This is a genomic window from Bacillus sp. Root131, from assembly GCF_001429475.1.
Classification (GTDB): Bacteria; Bacillota; Bacilli; order Bacillales; family Bacillaceae_G; genus Bacillus_A; species Bacillus_A thuringiensis_S.
Map to the genome: position 1 here is coordinate 1 of NZ_LMJQ01000003.1, position 20,654 is coordinate 20,654.

Below are 20,654 nucleotides of genomic sequence, written 5' to 3' on the forward strand. Positions count from 1 at the left end.
TTGTCTTCAAACGAAAAACACCTCCAATGAATTTGCATACTTAGTATGCGAATTCAGGAGGTGTTTTTTTCATGTACCACTATTCGGGTTCACTTCAGGGGCTAGGGATTTTTATAGAATGAATATGATTCAAAAAAGGACTTACCCAACATAACATATGAATGTTTCATAAATATAACATTTGAATAAATGTTATATTTATCACATAAGTTAGATGAATATTAAATAAAGAAAGATTCTAGCTATTATTTCTACACTAATGATTACTGAAGTGTTATGAGATAACAGCAACGATTTCACGACTCACTTTATGGTCTTAGAATTTCTCGTTCAGTAATGGATGTAATAAGCATTTTATTAATCATCCAGAGAATTACGTTGTTTAGATGTATAGTTTTGATTTGAAGATTCTCTAAGATCTACTATATCTGTTTCTTCACCAAATTCGGTACCATAATTTATTTCTGTTGATTTGTTATAATTGAAATCCTGATTTACGTCCCTCATTAGCTGAAATAAAAGAGTTATGCACATTAATCCACTTAAACCAACAAGAGCAAATACAACCCGCGATAAAAAGGCGCCTTGTCCACCGAATATTGCAGCTACTAAATCAAACTTAAAAAATCCAATTAATCCCCAATTAATAGCACCGATAATAATTAATGCTAAAGCAATCCGCTGTATAGTTTTCATTGATTTAACACTTCCTTTAATAATTTGATAATATTATGCAGATCAATATTTTTAATTCTTTCTGTATGAATCCTTAGCTATGCTTCTTCATAAAACATTATGCATACCATATACTTACCATCAACATATTAAATTCCATAACGTAAAATATGAGTAGACACTTAATAATTGATATTATGATTAATTATTAACTTTCATGTTACTTCACAGCATTACTAAAGTTCATATTTATTATTAATATTTCTTACTACTTTAATACATAAAATAAATATTAAGCGTGTAGGTATTTTTATCCTCAGAATGAATCATAAGCATCTTTTTTTGCATACTATAATATATTGTGTTTATACTACATAGGAACTATTTAAGTGTTAGCATAAATAGTTAACCTTTCATAACAAGTGAGTAAAGCGGGCCGTAAAATTACGGGCTGCTTTATTATATATAATTTTTCTAAGCAGTATTTAAGCATGGTTAAATACTAAACTATCTTACACAGCTAAGGAAATTACATATGCCCAAAATATTATATCCTTTCTTAAAGTAATCCATCCCTTTAACCTCGATAAAATATTTTGGTTTAATTTATTGAATTACTTCATTTAAATACAAATTTTAATTAGATTATGAAAAAAGCAAGCATTAATATGCTTGCTTTCCATTCTAACCACGATGTTCTACAAGATCAATTACACCTAAAACAACGTGAGCTAAACCAAATTCAAATACTGTATTTGCAATCATTTTATTAGTTCCACGAGTTTGTTTAAGAACATAACCTGCTGCTGTCACTGCTGTACCTAGTGCTGTTGGAATTAATCCTTCACGAATATCCACAGTGATTGCCTCCTTGTATCGTAGTTAATAATTTTGTTCTAATGCTTTAGAAGTACAGCATTAAAACATCTATTAGTATTTTACTTTTGATCAAAATTATGTGGATTTTTATGAACAATTTCACAGTATTCGCCTTTTGTATTTAATTTTAAAATTAGTATCTGTTTTTTATTTACAATTATGATTAATCAAAACTATTTACGCCCATACTAATCTTTGTTTAATACACACTGAATATGGAGTTGAATTTAAAATGGAATATAAAGATAAAACTTCTACTGAAGCTGCACTATTACAATACAAATATGGATTAGGTGTATTTGCTGAAAAAATGCCCAAACTCACTGATAAATTCCATTATTTTACAGAAGAGTGTTTCAAAGATGGTACGTTATCAAAGAAAGAAAAACAATTGATTGCATTGGGCATAAGTCTTTATTCTCAAGATGAGTATTGCATCATTTATCATACAAAAGGATGTATTGATCAAGGTGCTTCAGAACAAGAAATTCTTGAAACAGTTGGAGTAACAGCAGCATTTGGCGGAGGCCCCACTATGAGTCAGGCAGTCACACTTGTTCAAGAATGTATAAAAGAATTAAATAACCATAATTAATTGCTAAAAAATTCACTTGAGGGTAAAAATTCGTGTATTTTCCCGGCACCTCCCATATATTTACTAATAAAAATAAAAAACTTGAGCATTTTTATTATGCTCAAGTTTTCATTTACACTTTTAATTAATACTATAAATTATCCAGGATAAGTACGTAGCAAATGTAGCCCATAAAAAATATGGGATTAGCAACCATCCCGATACTTTAGATAAATTGGAAGAAAACATAATGAGAAGTAACGTAGTAATAGCGACTAGTAAACAATCTACTGTTGCTAAAAACAAATTCTTTTGGCTAAATTGAAAATAGCTGAANGGAAGAAAACATAATGAGAAGTAACGTAGTAATAGCGACTAGTAAACAATCTACTGTTGCTAAAAACAAATTCTTTTGGCTAAATTGAAAATAGCTGAACGCTTGATTGCACATATAATTTAAAAGGAATATAAACCAAAATGTTTTTGGCTTAAATCCATATTTGTTGTAAATAATTGCAACTGATAATGCAATAAGTCCATATAATACAGCCCAAACTATGCCGATTGTCATACCAGGAGGTGTCCAAGACGGCTTTTCTAACGCATCATACCAAGCACGATCAATAGGAAATAAAATACTAGAAACATAAAATAAACCATATGTTAGTAAAAAGACTATAATACTAGATTTTTTCATAAACATTCTCCTTTTTTAATAGAAGGTTTTAGAAACTCTATATGATTCGTGTGCTCTTTCAATGAATAAAACTTTAATGTGTAAATGGGCATTCCTATACTTTGCATTATAACCTTTACATATGAAATTCATATTGATTCATTTATTTTATACAAGTTCTTTCATACTTTTATATGCACAAAGTGCTCTCTCCCGTGCTGCCTTATGATCAACAACTGGCAAAGGGTATGCATTACCAAGCTTAATATTGACCTTTTGTAAAATATGCTCAGGTGCTTCCCAAGGTTTATGTATATACTTATTCGGTATATCTCTTAATTCTGGTACCCATTTTCTTATATACTCTCCATTGATGCATCTGCTCCACTTCCAGCAACCCATTGCCATCCCATTGTATTATTTGCAATATCAGCATCTAGTAGTGTATCCATAAACCATTTTGCTCCTTCCTGCCACGGAATTAACAAATGCTTTACAAGAAAAGAGGCTACAGCCATTCTTGCCCGATTATGCATAAAACCTGTTTGCCATAGTTCTCTCATTCCCGCATCAATAAACGGATAACCAGTTTTCCCCTTTTGCCATACTCTTAATAACTCCTCTTCCTTATCCCACGGGAAATTTTCAAAGCTCTTATTAAGAGGTTTATATACTGTAAATGGATAATGATATAGTAAATAATAAGAAAACTCTCGCCAAATTAATTGACGTATAAAACTATTCACTTGTTCTTCAAAAAGACTACATTGTCTTTCGGTACTTTTATTTATTAAGTAATGATACATCCAGCTCACTGATATTTGGCCAAATGAAAGATAAGGTGCCAACATCGAATGAGTATTTTGATTTGGAAAATCCCTTCCTTCACTATAAGAAGCTAATTTGCTAGAGAAAAATTTCTTAAATGCTTTATATGCCCCTTCTTCTGTCGGATCCCATATTGCTTCCATATGAGATGTCCACGGTATAGTTGGCAGCAAGTGTAATTCTGAAACAGATAAGCTTGCTGGTAAAGAGTTTCCCCACTTTATACTCTGCACTTTCCTAATAGGTTTAGGTATTACCTGCTTTTGAAATGCATTGTAAAAAGGCGTAAACACCTTATATTCAGTGTTATCTTTCTTTTTAATAATCCCCGGTTCTAATAATAAATGTGAGTTAAATTCTTTACAGATAATACCTTTATCTTCTAACATCATTTTCATTTTTTGATTAGATTTTAATCTGTCCGGGTCATAACAAATATTCCAATATACAGCCGTTATATCTAATTGTTCTATAAGAGAAAGTATTTCTTCTTGTGTCTTTCCATTACGTATTATAAAAGTAGAGCCCAGTGCCTTAAGTTGTTTTTGGACATCTATTATAGCATGATGTAACCACCACTTTGCCGCACTTCCTATTGAAAAAGTTTCATCTTGTATATATACCGGAAGAACCTCACCAGACTGAACAGCCTCAAATAGAGCTGGGTTATCATATAAGCGAAAATCTTTTTGAAACATAACAATAATTTTTTTTTGCATAGTCATCCCTTCTAATTTCGATACGATAATCCTTTACTTAATAAAAAAATCTGATGTGAACTTTTCATCTCATTTAGCGACATACAATCCACTATTAGTCCTACTAATAGTAAGTATTATACCTCTCTTTACATTATAATACTTATGCCTACAAACATTGATTTTCAATATCTCTAAGTACGTCATTTCCTATACTGCCTATTTTTTTATTTTTCATATTAGCATATAAATTCCCCAAGACTTTCAGCTCCGTTTTTAGATGTAAAATAACACTAGATAGTATATATAATTTAGCCATGCTCTCTTTTCCGTATTTGTCCTCATACACTTTTTGAAGAGTAGTAAGGTATAAGGTTAATTGAGATATTTTAATTCTTAGCTGTTCTAGAATTAATCTGTCATCACCATACTGTGCAAAAAGTAATGCTTCGTATATAGGACGATGCATATCCTCTTGCTTTATCATTTGTTCTAATAATAAATGCTCAAATTCTTGTTTACCACTTGTAGTAATACCATAGATAGTTCGTTCAGGACGTTGTTCATTACGAATAATATCAACAATTTCTATAAAGTCCTTCTTTTCAAGTTGCTCAAATGTGTAATATAAAGAGCCTTTAGTAATTTTTATATAGTATTTCATTTCACTATTTTTTAAAAGTTGCTGGACTTCATACGGATGCCTATTTTTCTCCATAAGAAGACCCAGCATAAAAAGCTTTGTATTCATAACTCTCCACTCCTTAATAACCTATACCAATAGTATAAGCTAAAAATAAGTAAAGAATCTTTTTGTTTTATAAAATTTATGACTTTACATTTACTTTATCATTATTCTTTGTACCTGCTTTGACATTCCCCATAAATAATATTGCTATAAACGAAACTGTAATTGGAATTAAAGCTAATAGAAATACAGTAGTAATTGAAGATGACATAGCAGCTATAATTTTTTCAAGAATAAAAGTAGGGATACTGGACCTTACATCTGAGCGAAATATTGTACTTGGATCACCTAGATTATTTAACATGCTGGAACCGTGTTCTATTCCCTTAAAAGCATCCTTTAAGTTAGCTGTAAAGGCACTATTTTGAATGGAGCCAAAAATCGTTACTCCAATTGTCATACCTAGTGAACGAAAGAATGAATTTGTTGAAGTAGCTGAACCACGAAATCTCGGTTCCATATTATGAATAGAAACTGTGGGAAGCAAAGAAAACGAAAATCCAACTCCAAATCCCGTTATAATCATGTATATCGTTAAAAGCACACGACTTGTTTGCGGATCCATCGTTCCTAATAAATACATACCTATCCCAAAGGATATTACAGATAGTAGCATCAAGTTGCGGTAACTAATTTTCGTTTGAAATATTCCACCAATTGCACTACCTACCACAGAACCTAACATCATTGGGGTTAAAATTAACCCAGCATTAGTTGCTGATCCACCATACACAGCTTGAACAAAAATAGGAATAAATACCGTTAGAATAACAAATGTTGCTCCATAGAAAAACGTAATAATTTGTGATATTGCAAACTCCTTACGCTTAAACATCCAAAATGATATTATCGGATCTTTCACTTTTCTTTCTACCAATAGGAAGCCAACAAAAAATACAATAAACGATGCAAATACCCCAATGATTTGTATCGAATCCCACTTAAATTCTTTTCCTCCCAATTCTAAAGCGAACATTAAGCTAATTACCGCTATTACGAGTGTTATCGCCCCCCACCAATCAATATTTTGCTTAGTAGGTGGATTATTTTCTTTATAAGCTTTTAAAATAAAAATTAATGACATTAGACCAATTGGAATATTGACGTAAAAAATCCAATGCCAACTAATATTTTCTGTTATATACGCACCTAATAAAGGTCCTAATACACTTGAAGAACCAAATACGGCCCCTAATAATCCAGTCATTTTCCCTCTTTTTTCAATAGGAAAAATATCAAATACAATGGTAAAAGCGATTGGCATCAGTGCCCCCCCACCTATACCTTGAATTGCACGATAAATACTTAGCTGAACAATACTTTGCGCAGTACCACATAATGCAGAACCAATTAAGAAGATTAATAAACCAAAAATATAGAACCTCTTTCTACCATACATATCAGATAATTTCCCAAAAATAGGCATACCAGCCATAACTGCAACCATATAAGCAGAAGTAACCCAGACGAATTTATCCAATCCACCCAAATCTGAGACAATTGTACCAATTGAAGTGGCAACAATTGTATTATCCATTGCAGCCATTAAAATGCCTAGCATTAACCCAGCTATCACTAAGCGTAAGTTGCTCTCTTTTGCAACCATACCTCTTTCCTCCTTTTTTCACACTCAACAAAATGAATAGTCTAATTAAACTATATACTTATTATAGTCTAATTAGACTATTTTTCAATAAATCAGTAAAAAAAATAAATCCCCCCAAATATATTGGAGAGATTACAATTGTAGAATTGCTTCCTATATAAAGTAATTAAAACCGTTAAAACTATCACTTTTTTATACTACCTTGATTTTGCATACATGTAGCTTACTCATTTAGTTTTGGCCTAGTTTGTAAATATAAATTCGAATCCGGACTTGAACCGTTAATAATTATATCTCGAACAATTTTAGAAAGTACCATACTATATACTAATCCATTATCTCCATACGCATAGATAAAGTGACAATTTGGAAACTCTTCATACATTCCAATTATAGGTAAACCATCATGAGTACCACCATAAAAAGCACTTAAATAAAATTCAGGTTCAACTGTTATATTGGGAAAGAGCTTATTAAATTCATTTACTAATTTCTCTTTTTTATGGATTAATTTTGAATCTCTTTCTTGAGCAATGTTTGTATCTTCATCTAACCCACCTATAATAATCCTGTTATCTGCAGTAGTTCTCATATAAATATATGGTCTCGCAGTTTCCCAAATGAGAGTACGTTTATACCAAGAAGATAAATTTTCTACAGGATTAGTAACAACTGCATATGAGCTAATCAGTGTAGCGTTCTTTTCCTTTTTAAATTCCAACCCTTCATATCCTGCAGCCACAATTACTTTATTGGCAGTAATAGAATTGCCCCCCTTTGTATAAAAGATAGCACATTCTTTCTCTAACTTTTTGCCAATAATCTCTGTATCTTCATAAATGTGAACTCCTTTATTAGAGGCTTGTTCTAATAAACTATGTGTAAATTTATAAGGATTTATTTCACCATCATTATACGTATAAATAGCTGCACGTTTTTTAAATGGATATCTCTGTCCAATTTGTTCCTCTGATAGCCAAGTCGCTTTAAAATCATGCTTATGTAAATAATACAGTTCTTTTTCTAATTTCTTTATATCCTCTTCATAACTTGCATAATATAAACTGTCACGTCGTTTAAAATCAGAGCAATAAGGCAAGTTTTGATCAGCATATTCAATATCATTAATAGCTTGTTCACATAATTTCATATGCTTAACTGCATACTCTTCTCCAAATGTATTTACAAGTTCAAAAAACATCTTATCGCCTAAATATTGAATAAGTGCTGTATTTGTAAGGTTACTTCCATGTCCTACCTTTCTTTTATCAACGATAACAATATTTAAATCTGATTCACTCAAATAGTATGCGGATTGAGCACCCGAACTTCCTGCTCCTATTATTAGTACGTCACATTTTATATCTTCGTCCAAACGAGGATAAGAAGGTGTATTAGAAAAAGTCGTGTTCCAATATAATTTCCCTTTCTGTAAATCCATTTTAATTGCACCATCCTAAATAAAATAGTTATATCCCCATCTGTATCTCCAAATCATTCTTACTATATACTTCTTATTAAAATTATTCTTGCTATCATTAATAAAAATTCTTATAAATCTAATAGACTTATCTTAAAGAACATTTTTTAAAAAAACGCCACAAAGTTTTTTATTTAAATTATGTACATACTCAGTACTTCTTATAAAATACATTAAAATATCCAATAAATAAAAGGTACTTACCTATTGATAATTTATATATAAGAGTGAATTTTTATTCATTTTAGTAAATTAATTAATGTATTCAAATACTTTATTAGCAGGAATTTCAACAACTGTTTCTTTTCCACCTGTTTTATCAATCATGAAACCATGAACTTTAACATCAGGAGGCACTAGTGGAAGATGAAGAATCGCATCTATACTCTTCTCAATATTTTCACTAACATTTTCTTGTCTAATAAGCCATTCATTAAGGGTACCATTTGAAAATTCAGGCATGCAATTTTTAAAGAGATAGTCTAATTCTATATTATCTTTTGTAAAATCACGTTGAGTTTGTAGATTAACTGAAGAAGTTTGTTTGTCCTCTATTCCTACAACAAAAATTTCTTCAACATTCTCTTGATAAATAGCAATAATAACAGATCTCACTATATCTCCATAAGGATGTGCAATTACAGAATAGTAGCTGCGTATAGTCAACATGTTTTCTCGTTGAACGTTAGTTATTTGTTGAATAATAGCCTCTATTCCGTTTTCAATGTCTATTAACAATAAAACTTTTTATTCTTCGAATTCATTTGGACACATTTACCAGTATTTCCACAAAAAAATTCATGGTATTGTTAATTAGTCGAGTACGTTATTACTTGACAATTACCCTTAGAAGCCCCGCAGACAATCGGGGTTTCTTCTATTTATCTTTGTCACCTTTTATGGATATGAGTCTTGGTCATAAAGTGCCTAAAAAAGCACTCTTTATTTTTCAAAACTTTTCATATTCAAACTGAACAAACATATATTCTTGTATCAACGCTTTTTACTCATATGATTCCAAAATTCTTATCTAGGAGCACAATTATTCGTTGACTCTTGGACATTTTTGTGAAATTTCTTTAATATTTTTATTTCCTAATATTAAAAATCACGTTATTACAATCACGTGTCAATCTTTACTTTAGTACTAGTCCCTAGGCCCATTAAAAATTCAGTTCAAATTACACTTTCCTTTCCATTGATGACAGGCTCCATAAATCTAATTAACACATATTATATTAAAAATTTACTCATGAAAATCTGATTACAATTTTTGGTTTATTAATAGTTCATAAGACATTCACCTACCTTTTGAAGAGTGTATATAAAAGTACTCTTTTTATTTTTGTTAAAGACATAAACATTTAAATATTATTATTTATAGATTTACACTAAGATAAACTCACATCAATCTTTATACTTTCACTTTAAAAATGATACTTCAATTGTGGTCCTGGTCTCTAGGACCTCTTTTTTATTTAAGAGAAATTTCATTTAAATCCATCCGTTAACCCCATAATTTCACATGATAATAATTACCATATTACTATACATTACAAGGGAATTGTTCCCATAAAATGTTTCAATCATTATATAACGATTGAAACATTTATTAATTTGATGTTAAAATATATAAGATACTTCCAACAAAGTATTACTTCTCAAACTTCAGCCCCTTGGAGCGCACCCCAAGGGGCTGAACCCCACATCCATCAACTTAAGGAATATTTTGAAGTATCCCTAAAACAAAAATTTTATATCACTACAACAGTCATTTATGAGAATTTAGGTCATTTTATTTATTGCTATGCTGTTTTCTTGTGACACAGAGTACAATTATAGACAACATCTAAAATATTAAAGACTTTCTTTTTTTCATAACAGTGGAACTTTCGCCGTTTTTCTGTAGGAGGATAAACAGGCGAAGCAGGATTACTTGAGTTGAAAGCTCTTGATACAATCCGATATAAGCTTCGTAAATTTCGTGGGTTTGTCCTGGTTATAGCTGGAATGAATTTGACAATTGTTACAGAAAAAAGAACTGACATTCTTACAAATCTGGAAAATTGATAATGGCTGTTTATGAAACTTTCAATATTTATAATTAAAGTTGGTGCTACTTCTTTATTGCATTAGATAGCAATGTAATTTATAATACGTTTAAATGATTAAATTCTTAAACGGAAGGTAATGTTAGCGAAATGAACTGTAATGATAAAGTAATGCATATTTTAGAAAATTTAAGACCATGTTTCCAAGGGTTGGGAGATCCAACTCGTCAGCAAATTGTATCGCTTTTAATTGATAAAGATAGCTTGAATGTGACGCAAATTGCGGAGCATATTCCCATGTCAAGACCTACTGTATCTCATCATTTGAAAATATTGAAACAATCAGGGTTACTTCGAGTTCAGAAAAAAGGCACTGAAATGTATTATTGTCTTGAATTTAATGAAACAATAAATCTTTTAAAAGAACTTGTTTCTTTAGTTGAAGATGAATGTCAGAATTAGGTACTCATTTATAGTTTAGGGACACCTTTTGTCCCTTTTTTTAGCGACATTATGTTAAAATGTTTAAGTTTTTAATTATTTAAACTTATGATCTCATACTAATTAAAATGGAGGTTTCAGATGAATAAGAAAACAGTATTAATTGTTGGTGGGTATGGTGTTGTTGGTAGTCAAATTGCTCAAATTTTACATGATCGACATCCTGATTTGGAAATTAGATTAGGAGGAAGAACTTTAGGGAAAGCGTTACCTTTTGAATCAGATAGAGTAAAAATAGTCACTGTAGACAACACAATAGATGATCCTTTAAGAAATTTGGATGATAATTTCACATTAGTTGTTAATGCGGTTAATGACCCGCAAGATAGACTACTTCTATCTGCAGTTCAAAAAAAAATTCCATTGGTTGACATTACTCGTTGGACTGAACGTTTTAAGAGTTCTATTGATCGATTAAAAAATGTTGAGGTCCAATCCCCTGTTGTATTAGCTTCAGGGTGGATGGGAGGGACAGCAGCCCTTTTTGCTAAAATGTATTCAAAAGATCTTCAAGAGGTTACGGTTGATATCAACGCACTATATTCTCTTCAAGACAAAGCAGGACCAAATTCAACAGCATATATGGACCGGTTAACGATTCCATTTGAAGTCAAAGCTCCAGAGGGAATGCGACAGGCTTATCCAATGACTGACCCAATCAAAGTCCGCTTTCCCAACGGTTATATAACCAAATGTTATCGTTTGGATACTCCTGATCACGTAACCCTGCCAGAATCAATTCATGCTGTTTCGGCTAACTTTCGGATTGCTTTTGATAGTAAAATATCTACATATGGACTGGTTTCTCTGGTGAATACAGGAATTTGGAAACTGATTAGTGGAGAAAAATTTAATGACTTACGAAAAAATATTCTTTATAAACCCGGAAGTGGAAGTGCACATAACATAGTTATTCACCTTAAAGGTTATGATGCTACTGGTGTATTGCATAGACGATGTGTGAACATATCCGATCCGTTAGGACAGACACATCTTACGGCTTTAGGAGCGGCTGTCCAAGCAGAGAAAATTTTACAAACATCTGATATTGTGGTTCGGGATTCTGAAATTTACTTTCCGGAAAATCTATTAGATTTGGGTGTGAATGCATCTGTAATTATAGATTTTTATAGAGAATATGGGGTCACTATTACGAAAGAAAATATATAAAAAGTACCGTTCTATACTTGGTAGTACACATATGGCTATCCAGATAAGAAATACAAATATCTCCAAAACGAGAGAATGTACATCTTCATGTGAAAATGTACATTCTCTCGTTTTGCGGTGTTATAAAATTCTTAAGTTAATGGATGTGGGTTACCATACCCCAAAAAGAAAATTGTACGTTTAGACATATTTAAACTGATTCCTGTACGTTAAGGAACCGATTACTTAGTTTACTACTTTTTTTAAAGAATCAAATAGTGAAAATTTGCTTAACGTAAGTTTTATATCAACTATTACGTTGGGGTACAGCCAAGGTACGTGTATTATCTATACTATGAAAATCAGGAGTATTTAAAGTATTCTAAGAAGAAAAATTGAGTGATAAGATACGTTAAATATTTGATATCTTAACTAAGTAAACAATGTATTTAGTTACCTTGAGGGCAACGAACGGTTGTAGACTTCGATGTTGCAAGGATCGTTGTCAAACACATTGTTTACATGTATTTAAATTAAGGTTTTTACTCCTAAGTATAGATAACATGTATATCTCGGCTGTATCCCTTTTTCACTTGTTCTTGATTGATCAAATAAGTCAAAATATCTTTCTAAATTTTTCACTGATATGCCCCCTATTTTATCTTCTTCAAACTTGCATTCCAATAACTCATTTCTCATAAGCCTGTTTCTAAAATAATAATTTAAATTGGGACCTCTCAGAGGTCCCAATTAATTAAAAAGTAATGTCTCCATTTGTTACATCATTTACAATTTTTGTACTAATCCCTCTAACATCTCGAAAACTTCTAAATTATTTTTTTGATAGTTCAGGGAATAAATAATGTAATATACAGATAGTTAAACGTCTGGATTTACCTTTATACGGATATATATGCATATACATCGATGGATTAAAGTTTGCCTCAATAATTCCATAAGCATTTTTATTAGCTGCAGGAACTTCTGTATTTTCAATAATCAAATCAATACCACTAATATTAGCTCCAAGTGCCGACACAGCATCTACGGCAATTTTCTTATAATCATCGGGAATTTGATCTGTCACATCAATTGAGTCTCCACCTGTACTGACATTAGAATTTTCTCGCAGGAAAACAATTTCATCACTTGTTGGAATTGAATCTTTTCGATACCCTTGAGCTTTAAGCATTAGGACCTCTAATTCACCTAATTGTATATTTTCTAAAGGTGTTCTATGGTCCATTCCTCTTAATGAATTCAGGTTCTTTTGAGCGACTAACTCTTCAATTGTATGTGAACCGTCTCCTATAACATTGGCAGGAATTCGTAATAAAACGGCAGAAACTTTGTCATCTAGCACAAAAAATCGATATTCTGTTCCATTAATAAATTCTTCTATTAATACTGATGAATCCTCTTTAAATGCTAATGTGAGTGCTTTTTGATAGTCTTCGTAACTTGCTCCGTCTTCTTTAAAGATAGATATTCCTAAACCATAATTTGTTGTTTTTGGTTTAACGACAAAAGGCTTTCCTGCAAATATATCATAGGAACGTAAAGCTTTTTCTATATCACTAAATTCCTCACCTATTGGTACACGAAATCCATGCTGTTGAAGAATTTTCTTTGTTACTGTTTTATTTTCCATAATTAATGGTGATACATAACTATCTTTACTTGTCATATTCCCATTTTTCACATATTCAACATGATTTCCTAGCTGTAGTTTTAAAAATTGATCTTGTCGATCTAAAACGTCTACTTGTATTCCTTGTTGAATAGCATCAAACATTAAAATTTGTGTAGACAACTCCATGTCAGTAAATCCTGATAGTTGATATGGTTTATCCCATGCTTTTTTATAATTTTCTTTAGCAATACGGTAAGCTACCTGACTTTGACTACTTTTTATAATCTCTTTATAAAGTCTTCCAGCTAAAGTTTTACTTGGATCTGTTAGCATTTCTCTCAAGTTAACAAACAAGGTATTCGAAATCGTTATGTCTAACAGCCCTGTTAAATGTTCCATTTCATCAATAATACGCTCAGCATCTGTTTTAAATTGCGTATGTTCTAACGGATGTTCAAGAGCCACTACATTATTTTGAAATTCACCGATTTTTACCCATTCATCATTATTATCGTCTTGGTCAATCCAGAGTAAATAGATAAGGAAAAGATGTAGAAATTCTGCTTGTTCATGGCTAATTCCATATGTTTCAAAAGGATTTAAATCTAGGTTTCTTAATTCAATATAACGAATACCATGATTTTTTAAATCTGAAACTTGAGGACCGCCCCTTAAACGGACAGAGGCATAAAATTCTTTTTCTTCTAATAAAACCCCTTTATTCACCAGCGAAGAAAGATCAGATATATAGTTCTGTAAACTACTATAGGATACTTGAACATCATTTTCATTACTATAACCATGTTTACTATTTCTAATGCTTCTTACGGCGCCATTTAAAGGATTTATTTCAAAGAAATTCTTTTCACTACTAGGAGAAACACCAAAAAAATAAGTTATTAACCATCGATAGTGTAAATAATTCCTTGTGACTTTCAGATAAATTTCTGTTTTAAATTGATAATAATCCTTTATTTCTGATTGTAATTCAAATAATGCCTGAATCAAATCATCACTAAATTCAAAATTGTAATGAATACCACTAATCATTTGTTTTCGTCTACCATAAGAATTAGATAAATATCGACGATATAAAACATTTTCATGATTATTAAGTTTCGCAATAACAATATCTTCTTCTTTTTCGGGCAACTGTGGTGGCATGCTTAATGGCCAAAGCATTTCGTTTTCCCCCATAGAACGATAGGCTACATCATGGATAGCTGCTAAGTAATTAAATAAATCTCCTAGTGTCTCGGTAACAGGTGTAATTAGTTCCATCTGTGTTTCAGAGAAATCCCGCTGAATATAAGGATGATCATCTCTTACTGAAATACTATTGGGATGTTCTGTTTTAGCTAAACTTCCTGATAGATCAACTCGTTGACTTTCTTTTTCAACGCCAAAACGTGCTTTTAATACATATGGTTTAATACGGTCATTGTTTAACATTTTTTTCATTTCCATATAAACGGTACCCCCCATCAACTCAAATATTTGATATAGAAAGCGACAAAATTATAGCTATTTTTTACATTCAGCATTTGGATATTAATGGCCAAAGCATTTTATTCTTATCCACAGAGAGAGAAGGTATTTCGTAGATAGCTGCTAAGTAATTAATTACGTCTTCTAATGTTTTAGTATTAGGCTGAATGTATGATCTTGTATCTCTTATCGAAACGGGTTTAGACGTTTCAGTTGAACTTTCAAATAAGTCAACTTGTCGATTTTCCTTTTCAATCTCATAACGAGATTTTAATAAGGATGGTTTAACACGGTAATTAAATAACATTTTTTTAATCCACATGAACTCTTCCTCCCAATTTATTTGTTTTTACAAACGATATAATATGACAAAATATAATAATCAAAAGTACCCACATCTCTACATGCGGATACTTTTGTTACTATATTTTGATGTAAACTTAAATACTTCATATGCCATTGGAAGTGGCTATTGTTGTAAATAAGAATCATCTTAAATACTTCATATGGAAAGAGAAATGCTCATTTAAGAAAGTGGAAATAAAGAAGTAGCTATGATCATAGCCCTCCATTTTTTTATAAGTTACCATTTGACTATTTTTTTGAGCATTCTCTAAGAAAATATGCTCTTCCAATTGTTTTGGATAAAACTCGTCTTGACTACCTTGCATAATAAGAATAGGTGGAATCGTGTCTTCTTTAATTAATTCTGAAGCATCCCATTGTTTCCAAGAATTTTTGTCTTCACCTAAATAAGAGGTGAAAGCATTTATTCCCCATGGAATTTGACTAGGGGTTAGGATTGGCGAAAAAGCAGAAATCGCTTTGAATCTCTTAGCATTTTTTAAACCAATCACTAACGCCCCGTGCCCTCCCATTGAATGTCCCATTATGCTTTCTTCACCTGAAAAGTTAGGTACAATAGTCGCAGCAATGGATGTTAACTCATCTACTATATAGGAATACATTTTATAATGCTTTGTCCAAGGCTCCTCGGTAGCATTTACATAAAAACCTGCTCCTTGTCCAAGATCCCATGGTGCAACATCTGAAACGTGTTCTCCACGCGGTGAAGTATCTGGCATGATTACTGCAACTTGATGTTTTTCAGCCAAACGCTGAAATCCACTTTTTTGACTAAAATTATCATCTGTACAGGTTAAACCAGATAACCACCATATAAGCGGGATTTTTTTCTTTTCTTTATTTGATGGTAAATAGATACTAAATTTCATATCACATTGCAAAACTTCTGAACAATGACTATATTTCCGTTGCTCTCCTTCGAAAGAACGATGTTGTTCAATACGTGTAAGACTCATTCTCTCACTCTCCATAAGTTAAAATCGTACGAATGGATTCACCTTTGTGCAATAAATCAAATGCCTCATTGATATCTTTAAATTCTAAATGATGAGTAATAAATGAATCTAAATCAATATCACCTTGCATATAATCTTCAACCATTTCTGGAAGCTCAGATCTTCCTTTAACTCCACCAAAGGCTGATCCACGCCATACTCGGCCCGTTACTAATTGGAATGGACGAGTATGAATCTCTTTACCAGCACCAGCTACACCAATAATAATACTTTCGCCCCAACCTTTATGACATGCTTCAAGAGCAGACTTCATTACTTCAACATTACCAATACATTCAAAGCTATAGTCCACGCCTCCGTCTGTCATTTCGACTATAACTTCTTGAATTGGGCGATCATAATCTGCAGGGTTCACAAAATCAGTCGCTCCCATTTTTTTAGCTAGTTCCCATTTTTGAGGATTCAGGTCAACTGCAATAATTCGGCTTGCTTTCGCTTGAACTAGTCCTTGAATAGCAGCTAATCCAATCGCTCCTAAACCAAATACAGCTGTCACAGCTCCTTCTTCGACTTTTGCAGTGTTGTGTACAGCACCAATACCTGTCGTTACACCACACCCTAATAAGGCAACTTTATCTAACGGAGCGTTTTCGTCGATTTTTGCTAAATTAATTTCATTCACAACTGTATATTCACTGAATGTACTAGTTCCCATGTAATGATAAAGTGGCTCTCCGTTATAAGAGAAGCGAGTTGTTCCATCAGGCATTAAACCTTTACCTTGTGTTTCTCGTACAGCACTACATAGGTTTGTTTTACCAGAACGACAGAATTTACATTCTCCGCATTCAGGTGTATATAGTGGAATAACATGATCACCAGGTTTTAGTGAAGTAACTTCATCACCTACTGAAACGACAACACCGGCACCTTCATGACCTAATACAGCAGGAAATACTCCTTCTGGGTCGTCACCTGATAATGTAAAAGCATCTGTATGACAGACAGAAGTATATAATATTTTTACTAATACCTCTTTTGCTTTTGGCTCTTCTACATCGATTTCTACGATTTGAAGTGGCTCTCCTGGCTTAAATGCAACAGCAGCTCTACTTTTCAAATGAATCCCTACTTTCTTTTGTTTATTAATGTTTACACTACTAAGATTACACCTTATAATCTTAATTACAATACTGACATATTTGTCACTATAAACATTTTTAAAGAGAAAGGACTGAAAATTAATGGTTATTCATTATAAGGACAAAGAATTTTTTACTGGAAAAGATTTGGCTTTATCTGTGATTGGTGGTCGTTGGAAAATAGCAATTATATGGTGTTTGTTACAACGTTCCCCATTAAGGTTAAGTGAAATACAAAAAAAGCTGCCTGAAGTTAATCAACGTATGTTGATTAGACAATTGAGAGAATTAGAAGATGATAAAATAATTACTCGATGTGTATACCCCGTAGTACCTCCTAAGGTTGAGTATGAACTTAGTAAAATTGGTCATCAACTAGAGAATGTTGTAACAGCCATCTGTGATTGGGGAGATGACTTTAGTGATTTTGTAGAAAAAGATTCGGACGAACTTAGTTGAAGAAACAAGTAAATATTGATTCATTAAAAATAGTGCGTAATTGTATGACTTAATCCATAAATTTGCATCCAAAAAACCGATAACTTTGCATCGAATGCTGTAAAGTCATACGTAACGACTAGTTAAGATAATTAACGAAAATATACGCTAAGCAAATTCCGACATAAAATGAGCCGAATTTCCTACTCTAAGGAATATTCGGCCCATATGCTTTATTTAGGCTGTAATTTGTTCTCTTCATATTCTTTTAGTATTTTATAAAAAGTATTTTTCTTAAGTCCTAATAGTTCCATAAATATAACGCTCGTTATCTCTCTTTTTTTCCACTTTTCATAAGTTTCTTCAATAAGTAAGATTGAGAAAAAAGGGACTAAGAAATATTTCTTAGTCCCTTTTTTGTAGATTACTTTGGTGAACCTTTCTGTTAAGCTTGTTTAGAAAGTTCGATACTTTTTGGGGTACAATTTCTTAAGTTGATGGGCATGTATGGTGGCCCCTTGTACTCTCTTCAGCATCAAAAATCCCCTTTGAATTCTGAATCACTTTAATGTGTCATTGTACGGACCTAATTGTTTTTTAGAAAAGTAATGATTTGTCTTCTTACTTTTCATTAACATATTTCCTTTTATAATTAAAAGATAGGTAGCTATTAGAAAATAGATTAGCCCTAATAACCAATCGGAATTTGTAGCCAGATTGTGTAAAAGAATATATCTCATATATGCATAACCAATCGGAACATGTAGTAATACAACCGCACCTAATCCCGGATTGTATATTGTTTTAGATTTTATATTCGCAAAAATACCATGCCATATGAATTGAAAAAAACCCATTAAAATAGGTGCCATCCCAAGCCATATTATATTTTGAAAGAAAACCGGAAGTAAATAAAAAACATACGCAATCAAAATATTTATTACCATAGCAGATTGCGTATTTAATGGATAGCGATCTGGTATATCACTTTTAAATATAACTACATTAAACAGACCAGCGAAATAACCTGGCCAACGATACTCTTCAAATTGATGAACTAAAATGGCTACAAAGCTTAACGCTAACAGTACCTTTATTTCACTCATTTCTCCAAAATTCCCGACTAAATAACCCAAGACAACAATAGCCATAACTAACCCTACATCACACCAGTGCTTTCTAAAGAAACTAATCATCTCAATCACCCACTATCTCAATTTTTATAAAAATAGCGTTCAAATAGGAAATCAATTTGCTTTTCTACAGGCTGTATTCTTATATCTGCCCCTGATTCAAGAATTGGCATCATTAATGCTGGAAGAAAAATGGATCCGAATATTTGTACCGTCATCATCATTAAAATTTCCCGATCCGTTTCATTTGTTATTTCACTCAAAATATTCTTCACTTTACTAAAACCGAGCCTCTTCAAAAAATCTCCATATTCGTATTGAGATGTAAATACCGTAGTGCCCATTGCAATAATTTTCCTAACTAACTCGGGGTATTGCCGAATTACTATTACATAATTAAGTAAAAATATTTTTAATCTTTCTTTTGCTGGCAATTTAGTATCATCTAAAATAGAAAAAGTGTCTTTAAAGCTAATTAATAAGACTTTAATTGTTTCACTAATCAACTTTTCTTTTGAGCCAAAATGGTAATTTACAAGCGCAATATTTGTATCTGACAATGCTGCAATTTTTCTTATCGTTACACTTTCGAAACCTTCGTTTTTAATTAACTCCAATGTTGTATTTAAAATCTTTTCTTTCGTAGATATGTTTTCGTTTTCCCTCAACTTATCTCCCCCTCCAGAATTCATCAATTAAACAATGTTTTAAACATTGTTTAATTTCATGGTATCACCTCCAATTTTTAAAATCAATTTAATCCTTTCGGCATTTCTCTACATTTTTTATGATTTATTCCATACAAAAAGCGTGAAAATGCTAAACTGTTCACGCTTTTTGTATTTGTACTGCTATACACAAGCTCCTATTTTATATTCCACACATAAAATAAATTTCTAAAAAAATTAAAAAATATCTATTCGAAAACGCCATCCTTTCCTAGGGTTCTATAGAAAAAATAACGCATTATTTATTGTTGATTTATATTTTTCATTGCAAGGTATTTAATTTTACAGTGTCAACTATTTTTCAAGCCATTCAACGGATTTATCTAGCCTAATGCCATCCTCAATATTACTTTCTTCCAAGGTATTTGCCATAGCTTGAATACAAATAAAATAAAGTGATTCACTTGAATTGTTACGCCAAATTCGTTCCCCTTCTTGTGCTACCCTAATGACAGTCCCCTCTTTAATTTCAAGGATTTCATCATCAATCTTAAATTGCCCTTCTCCCTTGACAAAGATATACAGTTCTTCATTTTCTCTATGCTTATGATAAAAAGGCATTGAAATACCTGGAGGCAAAACATTAAGGGAAACTTCCATCCCTGTACATTGTAGTTTATCTTTAAGGAATACCTTTCCAGGAGCTTTAAATGGATTTCCATTTTTATATTGGAGCAGATCCTCCCACTTTCCTACTTGAACAGCACTAAAATTTTTACCTTCTATTGTTGAATTATCAAATTGACTCATTCGTATTCTCCTCTCATTTTGTTTTTATGATTTCACCTTGTACTCTCTAACAAATTAACGGATCTCCCTCTTAAAAAAATGTTTCAATTAGCCATAATATCCTTCATCAGCTCATTAAGAAGCTTATTATTAAAGCTTACTTTTTCCCTATTTAG

The 20,654-nt window shown here is 31.8% G+C and carries 17 protein-coding genes and 4 pseudogenes; 4 read left to right on the forward strand and 17 right to left on the reverse strand.

Annotation, left to right across the window (positions count from 1 at the left end; all coding sequences use genetic code 11):
• Positions 1–357: 357 nt before the first annotated feature.
• Positions 358–696, reverse strand: coding sequence for a DUF378 domain-containing protein (locus ASE54_RS14595; RefSeq protein WP_000849456.1), 339 nt, complete (start codon positions 694–696; stop codon positions 358–360).
• Between the two features lie 663 nt (positions 697–1,359).
• Positions 1,360–1,533 (reverse strand): hypothetical protein, encoded by a 174-nt coding sequence (locus ASE54_RS14600; RefSeq protein ID WP_000354586.1) that lies wholly within the window; start codon positions 1,531–1,533, stop codon positions 1,360–1,362.
• Positions 1,534–1,786: 253 nt separating this feature from the next.
• Between ASE54_RS14600 and ASE54_RS14605 the strand changes: the two genes are divergently transcribed.
• On the forward strand, positions 1,787–2,149 hold the full coding sequence (locus tag ASE54_RS14605; protein ID WP_000455787.1) for a carboxymuconolactone decarboxylase family protein: 363 nt from the start codon (positions 1,787–1,789) through the stop codon (positions 2,147–2,149).
• A gap of 120 nt (positions 2,150–2,269) precedes the next feature.
• On the opposite strand, the gene ASE54_RS36900 is transcribed toward ASE54_RS14605, so the two are convergent.
• The 7 genes and pseudogenes from ASE54_RS36900 to ASE54_RS14635 all read right to left on the reverse strand — a co-directional run.
• The coding region (locus ASE54_RS36900; protein WP_235567833.1) for a TspO/MBR family protein at positions 2,270–2,464 on the reverse strand (195 nt) is incomplete at its 5' end.
• A 1-nt stretch (position 2,465) separates the two neighbouring features.
• Positions 2,466–2,825: pseudogene (locus ASE54_RS36905) on the reverse strand (TspO/MBR family protein); the annotation flags it as partial.
• A gap of 147 nt (positions 2,826–2,972) precedes the next feature.
• A pseudogene (locus ASE54_RS14615) lies at positions 2,973–4,351 on the reverse strand (deoxyribodipyrimidine photo-lyase).
• Between the two features lie 148 nt (positions 4,352–4,499).
• Positions 4,500–5,081 carry a PadR family transcriptional regulator gene (locus ASE54_RS14620; protein ID WP_001093172.1) on the reverse strand — a complete coding sequence of 194 codons (582 nt, stop codon included), beginning with the start codon at positions 5,079–5,081 and terminating at the stop codon, positions 4,500–4,502.
• A gap of 76 nt (positions 5,082–5,157) precedes the next feature.
• Positions 5,158–6,684, reverse strand: coding sequence for an MDR family MFS transporter (locus ASE54_RS14625; RefSeq protein ID WP_000225819.1), 1,527 nt, complete (start codon positions 6,682–6,684; stop codon positions 5,158–5,160).
• 223 nt (positions 6,685–6,907) lie between these two features.
• On the reverse strand, positions 6,908–8,125 hold the full coding sequence (locus ASE54_RS14630; RefSeq protein ID WP_000365633.1) for an FAD-dependent oxidoreductase: 1,218 nt from the start codon (positions 8,123–8,125) through the stop codon (positions 6,908–6,910).
• A gap of 291 nt (positions 8,126–8,416) precedes the next feature.
• Positions 8,417–8,928, reverse strand: a pseudogene (locus ASE54_RS14635) (carbonic anhydrase).
• Positions 8,929–10,365: 1,437 nt separating this feature from the next.
• Here ASE54_RS14635 and ASE54_RS14645 point away from each other — a divergent pair.
• The gene (locus ASE54_RS14645; RefSeq protein WP_000995771.1) at positions 10,366–10,677 is read left to right on the forward strand and encodes a metalloregulator ArsR/SmtB family transcription factor; all 312 of its coding nucleotides are present in this window, start codon (positions 10,366–10,368) and stop codon (positions 10,675–10,677) included.
• 120 nt (positions 10,678–10,797) lie between these two features.
• Positions 10,798–11,886 (forward strand): hypothetical protein, encoded by a 1,089-nt coding sequence (locus tag ASE54_RS14650; RefSeq protein ID WP_001036800.1) that lies wholly within the window; start codon positions 10,798–10,800, stop codon positions 11,884–11,886.
• A gap of 811 nt (positions 11,887–12,697) precedes the next feature.
• Here ASE54_RS14650 and gshAB read toward each other — a convergent pair.
• From gshAB to ASE54_RS14670, 4 genes are all read right to left on the reverse strand, one after another.
• A complete protein-coding gene (gshAB, locus tag ASE54_RS14655) occupies positions 12,698–14,965 on the reverse strand; it encodes a bifunctional glutamate--cysteine ligase GshA/glutathione synthetase GshB (protein WP_000425294.1) in 2,268 nt (755 codons plus the stop codon).
• A 70-nt stretch (positions 14,966–15,035) separates the two neighbouring features.
• Positions 15,036–15,308: a hypothetical protein gene (locus ASE54_RS14660; RefSeq protein ID WP_000264856.1), complete on the reverse strand. Its 273-nt coding sequence runs from the start codon at positions 15,306–15,308 to the stop codon at positions 15,036–15,038.
• A 166-nt stretch (positions 15,309–15,474) separates the two neighbouring features.
• A complete protein-coding gene (gene fghA / locus ASE54_RS14665) occupies positions 15,475–16,308 on the reverse strand; it encodes an S-formylglutathione hydrolase (protein ID WP_000060076.1) in 834 nt (277 codons plus the stop codon).
• 4 nt (positions 16,309–16,312) lie between these two features.
• A complete protein-coding gene (locus ASE54_RS14670; protein WP_000842151.1) occupies positions 16,313–17,428 on the reverse strand; it encodes an S-(hydroxymethyl)glutathione dehydrogenase/class III alcohol dehydrogenase in 1,116 nt (371 codons plus the stop codon).
• 124 nt (positions 17,429–17,552) lie between these two features.
• On the opposite strand from ASE54_RS14670, the gene ASE54_RS14675 reads away from it, so the two are divergent.
• Positions 17,553–17,909, forward strand: a complete 357-nt coding sequence (locus ASE54_RS14675; protein ID WP_000234701.1) for a helix-turn-helix domain-containing protein — start codon at positions 17,553–17,555, stop codon at positions 17,907–17,909.
• A 212-nt stretch (positions 17,910–18,121) separates the two neighbouring features.
• Here ASE54_RS14675 and ASE54_RS36910 read toward each other — a convergent pair.
• The 4 genes and pseudogenes from ASE54_RS36910 to ASE54_RS14690 form a co-directional block, all read right to left on the reverse strand.
• Positions 18,122–18,265 (reverse strand): annotated as a pseudogene (locus ASE54_RS36910) (recombinase family protein); the annotation flags it as partial.
• Positions 18,266–18,448: 183 nt separating this feature from the next.
• Positions 18,449–19,093 (reverse strand): HXXEE domain-containing protein, encoded by a 645-nt coding sequence (locus ASE54_RS14680; RefSeq protein WP_003310228.1) that lies wholly within the window; start codon positions 19,091–19,093, stop codon positions 18,449–18,451.
• Positions 19,094–19,101: 8 nt separating this feature from the next.
• On the reverse strand, positions 19,102–19,689 hold the full coding sequence (locus ASE54_RS14685; protein ID WP_014895260.1) for a TetR/AcrR family transcriptional regulator: 588 nt from the start codon (positions 19,687–19,689) through the stop codon (positions 19,102–19,104).
• A gap of 354 nt (positions 19,690–20,043) precedes the next feature.
• Positions 20,044–20,499, reverse strand: a complete 456-nt coding sequence (locus tag ASE54_RS14690) for a cupin domain-containing protein (protein ID WP_000077131.1) — start codon at positions 20,497–20,499, stop codon at positions 20,044–20,046.
• Positions 20,500–20,654 lie beyond the last annotated feature (155 nt).

Coding starts and splice junctions, on each gene's coding strand:
- ASE54_RS14595 (WP_000849456.1), bottom strand. CDS start 696: ATGAAAACTATACAGCGGATTGCTTTAGCATTAATTATTATCGGTGCT.
- ASE54_RS14620 (WP_001093172.1), bottom strand. CDS start 5,081: ATGAATACAAAGCTTTTTATGCTGGGTCTTCTTATGGAGAAAAATAGG.
- ASE54_RS14630 (WP_000365633.1), bottom strand. CDS start 8,125: ATGGATTTACAGAAAGGGAAATTATATTGGAACACGACTTTTTCTAAT.
- ASE54_RS14650 (WP_001036800.1), top strand. CDS start 10,798: ATGAATAAGAAAACAGTATTAATTGTTGGTGGGTATGGTGTTGTTGGT.
- ASE54_RS14690 (WP_000077131.1), bottom strand. CDS start 20,499: ATGAGTCAATTTGATAATTCAACAATAGAAGGTAAAAATTTTAGTGCT.
- ASE54_RS14625 (WP_000225819.1), bottom strand. CDS start 6,684: ATGGTTGCAAAAGAGAGCAACTTACGCTTAGTGATAGCTGGGTTAATG.
- ASE54_RS14605 (WP_000455787.1), top strand. CDS start 1,787: ATGGAATATAAAGATAAAACTTCTACTGAAGCTGCACTATTACAATAC.
- fghA (WP_000060076.1), bottom strand. CDS start 16,308: ATGAGTCTTACACGTATTGAACAACATCGTTCTTTCGAAGGAGAGCAA.
- ASE54_RS14675 (WP_000234701.1), top strand. CDS start 17,553: ATGGTTATTCATTATAAGGACAAAGAATTTTTTACTGGAAAAGATTTG.
- gshAB (WP_000425294.1), bottom strand. CDS start 14,965: ATGGAAATGAAAAAAATGTTAAACAATGACCGTATTAAACCATATGTA.
- ASE54_RS14645 (WP_000995771.1), top strand. CDS start 10,366: ATGAACTGTAATGATAAAGTAATGCATATTTTAGAAAATTTAAGACCA.
- ASE54_RS14660 (WP_000264856.1), bottom strand. CDS start 15,308: ATGTGGATTAAAAAAATGTTATTTAATTACCGTGTTAAACCATCCTTA.